The 4,478-nt window shown below is 48.3% G+C and carries 2 protein-coding genes; both read right to left on the reverse strand.

All coding sequences use genetic code 11. The features are described 5' to 3' along the window. On the reverse strand, nucleotides 1–687 hold a 687-nt coding region (locus WY13_RS14110), incomplete at its 3' end, for a MotA/TolQ/ExbB proton channel family protein (protein ID WP_063556261.1). Between the two features lie 114 nt (nucleotides 688–801). Beyond that, nucleotides 802–4,449: a beta strand repeat-containing protein gene (locus WY13_RS21380; protein WP_063556262.1), complete on the reverse strand. Its 3,648-nt coding sequence runs from the start codon at nucleotides 4,447–4,449 to the stop codon at nucleotides 802–804. Nucleotides 4,450–4,478 lie beyond the last annotated feature (29 nt).

Genomic DNA, 4,478 nt, shown 5'->3' on the forward strand with positions numbered 1-4,478 from the left:
CTTCTTCTCATAGCTTTTTTTCATTCCTTTCTCATCAATTAAGCCGATTAGCTTATCAGGAACATCAATGATTTTATCCATCAAACTTTCTAGGATAGCTTCATTGGTGCTGATATAACCTTCATACCAGTGACCTCTCAAATAGGAAATTGAGAAACAAATCGCTGCGACGAATACTCCGGATATGGTCGTATCAAAACCGACGCCGATAGAGCTGGAAAGAGTCTTGATATCGCCCTTCCCCAAGGCTACGATTCCGGGACCCAATGGAATCAAGGTGCCCATCAGGCCGATCATTGGCCCCAGTTTGGCGATCAGATCAGTAGGCGCCATAATTTTCCGATAATAAGCGTCTTCTATGCTTATTAGTTTTTGCGCATAGGCTGCCAGAGAATTTTCTGGCATATTTTCGGCCTCAGTTAGTTTTACGGCGAGCTGTTTCTGACGCTTAAGCAGTTTGCTGTCCTTGATGATTTGTAGGGCACTTTCTTTCCCCATGCGGTTGATCTTCTTTAATAGTTCCGGAATGTCTTCTTTCATTTTTCTACGTTCTATGATGTACTCCATCAGGAGATCCCCAATTTGCCAGATTGTGATGACAATCATAATAAGCAAGACAACCATACAAGGGTTGAGAATGCCCTGGCCAAAAGTGTGAAGAATATTTCTTAAAAAATTTCCTATCATAATAACCTCCAAATTTTCGTGATAAGGTAGTTGGTTAGTTTCAATTTGAGAGCTAACCGACTATCCTTTTTTTCTTAAATGTAAAACTTTTATTTCTATCAATTCCCGGAGCGTTTACTGCTCGCGGCTTTTTCTGTATCGCCTAAATCCTCCTAGACCCGCTAGGGCAACAATAAATAGAAGCAATACTCTAATGATGATCGGATTATTTTGGATTGCATCATGGACAACCTCGTAAACGTTCGCACTTTTTGAAACTGGTTTCGTTGCTTTTGCTGTCGATTTGCCCGAGGTATTGCCGGCATCTTTTACAGGTCCTGGTTTTTTTACCGTGTTTGCTTGCACGGGTTCTGGTTTCGACGCTGTAACCGATTTGTTTGTTATCGGTGTAGTATTAGGGCTGTTCGATGCTACTAATTCAGTCGCTTTAGCAGCAAGTGCGGTGCTGCCAGGCTTACCAGAAACAGATGGATTTACTCCAATTGGATTGCTATTGCCCTTTGGATTGTTATTACCCGCTGGATTGTTATTACCCGTTGGATTGCTATTACCCTTTGGATTGTTACCACCAGTTGGATTATCATTTCCAGTTGGATTGTTACCACCAGTTGGATTGTTACCACCAGTTGAATTGTTACCACCAGTTGAATTGTTACCACCAGTTGAATTGTTACCACCAGTTGAATTGTTACCACCAGTTGGATTATTACCACCAGTTGGATTAGTATTGTTGTCGCCGATACCCGTCGGGTTTTTCGATGCGACAATTGGGTCTCCGTTTTCGGCGACGCCCTTAACCACATCGCCGAAACTGTTGTTGCCTGAGATGTCAATCTCCTTTAGGTGTTCGTTTCGCTGTATGATATTGCCTATAATGCCGCCGACGTACATATCACCTGTATTAATCGGAATCGTCTCCACGGCATTGGGGTCAACAGTGCAGATTACCTTTCCAGAATTGGTAGATCCCGTAACATTTATACTCGTGTCGCCTTCGGTGCCCCATGCTGGGCATGAAACGCCGACGATACCCCCTAGGTTATTCGCCGTGCCCGTAACGTCACCGGAGTTTTGGCAACCTTCGATGTTCACGGTGAGGTCAATTGCACCACCGAGTATTCCGCCAGCGGCGTTGGTATAAGCCGGATTGGTGAATCCTCCCGTATAATCCGACGATGTCTGAGCTATTGAGATTACTTTTCCTGTGTTGCTGCAGTTGATAAAGTCGGCGGTGCAATTAGCGCCTCCGGTTACCCCGGCGATGCCGCCGATTGTTTTTTCCCCGGTGATATTGCCTGAGTTTACGCAGTTTTTAATAACCGAATGCGTCGGCACTGTGTCAGTAATAACCCCATTGATCGGCGGTGCCCATTCTAATCCGCCGACATTGCCGACAATGCCGCCGATTTCGCCATGTGTACCTCCCGTGATATTGCCGCTGTTCGTGCAGTTCGAAATGGTACTGTTACTCGCACTATACGCAATACCGCCGATATAGCCGTTGGTTGAGTTAATATCCGCTTTGTTGTGGCAATTTTCGATGAGGCCGTTAGTGATCGTATTGGCGATACCTCCGCCGCCGGCAGACCCAATAAAGTTAAGCGAGCCATCAACGGTCAGGTTTTTAATCGTAGCGCCTTGGCAGCCGTCGAAGAGCGGGGAATTTTTGATAGTCACTGTAAATCCCGCGCCATCGAACGTGCCGGCGTAATGATTATAAACTACACCGTTGATTCCTCCTTGTCCTATTCCCGAGAATTGCGTCAACGGCACTTTGGACATATCAATGTTGTTTACAAGCCGACCGTTAATCTTGTTTTGTGTGCCTGATTCGACATTATTGTTTACGGTATTGTAGAACCAGAGGATGTCGCCTACCGTTGACAGCAAATAAGTCCCGTCCGCGTCGGTAAGAGGCGGCTGAAATTTGTAGATGTATATACCGGGCGAACTTGAACCTGCTTTCGTAAGAGATAAGCTATCGGGGTTGGAGGCACTGTTTGCGTTGGAATTCCCGCTATCAACCGTAAACGTCGTATTGTCTAGCCCGTCGCTAATGTCCGAATTGATCGAGCCGGTCTTAATATAGTAGTTGCCCGTATAAACCGCCGGAGCCGCTGTGGCCTTGCCGACAATCCCTCCTGCATTCAGCTTGGAGTCCGTTGCGGTGACGTTGCCGAGATTGAAGTTAGCTGTGATTTTCGAGTCGGAGGAGTCGTTTTTGCCCACAATTCCGCCGGCAGAAGCATCCGAACCGGTGACCGCGGCCTTATTGTACGATTGCAAAACACTTGTGCCAGTGCCGTAAATGGAACCGACGATGCCGCCGGTACTGCCGCCGGTACTGCTGACCGCGCCGGTGTTGAATACGTTGTTGAACGTGGTGCTGGTGGCTTGCCCGGCGACGCCGCCGGTATTGCCGACACCACTGACTGCACCGCCGCCGCTCCATAGTTTATGGGCTGCATCGTAGACGCCGTTACCGCTTTGCTTGATAATGCCGTTTTTAATCGAACCGACGATACTTCCTGTGTTGGTTCCACCGCTGATATTGCCATTATTGAAGCAAAAGTACATCATCCGGTCCGAGTCGGTCGTCTTACCCGTCCCGTCAAACGTGCCCGCGATGCCGCCGACGTTGACGTTACTGCCTTGTGCCGCCGTGACGGAAATACTGCCATCGTATGTTTTTTGGGTGTAACCGTTACTGCCGTAGTTCAATAATCCGGCGATGCCGCCGATATTCGCTCCGTCAGAGGCTGTGCCGGATATCGACACACTGCTTGTGATTGTCGTGTTGATGCTACTACCGTTGGATACGCCCACAAGACCTCCGACGTTCGCGCCGCCGAAGGCGCCGGTAATAGTACCTGCCACCGATACATTAGCAAGAATACCTCCACTACCCAAGTAGTTGACCAAACCTCCGACGTCTGAGCTTCCGTCCGTTACCACGCGGGCGATTTTGATCGTGTGATTCCCGCCTGAAATCGTTCCTACAAACGGATGGTCCTTGGTGCCGATACCGGCGAAAGTCGTTCCGGTCATGTCAATATCGTTTTGTATAGTAGCGTTAATAGCGGTATAGCCCAAAGTATTAACCGCGTCCGCAAACGTCAGCACGTCAGCCGGAGTGTATAAGTTGTAAGAACCGACTTTGCAGCCCATGGAGACGTAAGAATTGACGGAAGACATGGTAAGGCTGGTGATTGCCCTCGTCAGCGTTATACTTCCTTCCGTAGTTCCAGCGATAGCGATAGTCCCGAGGCTTTCCTGAGTTGGTATCATTTGCATGCTAGAGTTAGGAAAGTTCATCGACGTCAGGCCATCGCCCGTAGCTTTCGCGCGTATGGACGGGTCGGTGAACAGCACCATTTCATTATTGGGTGAGATGTAGACCTTACGCGTACCCTCGCTGTTGAAAGGCAGCATTTTGAACACCAGCTTGAGATCAACTGTCTCACCCTTTTTAATAACAGGGGTCACTCCGTCCGATTCGACCCACATATTCGCGCTATAACTTGGTGCATTTTTGGACGCCAGACTTTGGACATTCAACTTTCCCCCAAAAATTCCGGCGTTGGCCGCTTTAGTCGCGACAGAATCCAATTGTAAATCCGATGCAAAGTTTTTATTGCCACCATACATGATCGTTGCTTCAAATCCGTACACGTCCTTATCGGTGGGTGCCGTAATCTTTGCAGTGACCGTAGTGGGCTGTTCGTTGCCGCCAACATTGGCGGTAGGCGTGTCAAACACCACGCTGGCGTAAAATAAAGTATGCAGATTGG

It is taken from the genome of Clostridium ljungdahlii (assembly GCF_001636845.1).
Classification (GTDB): Bacteria; Bacillota; Clostridia; order Clostridiales; family Clostridiaceae; genus Clostridium_B; species Clostridium_B ljungdahlii_A.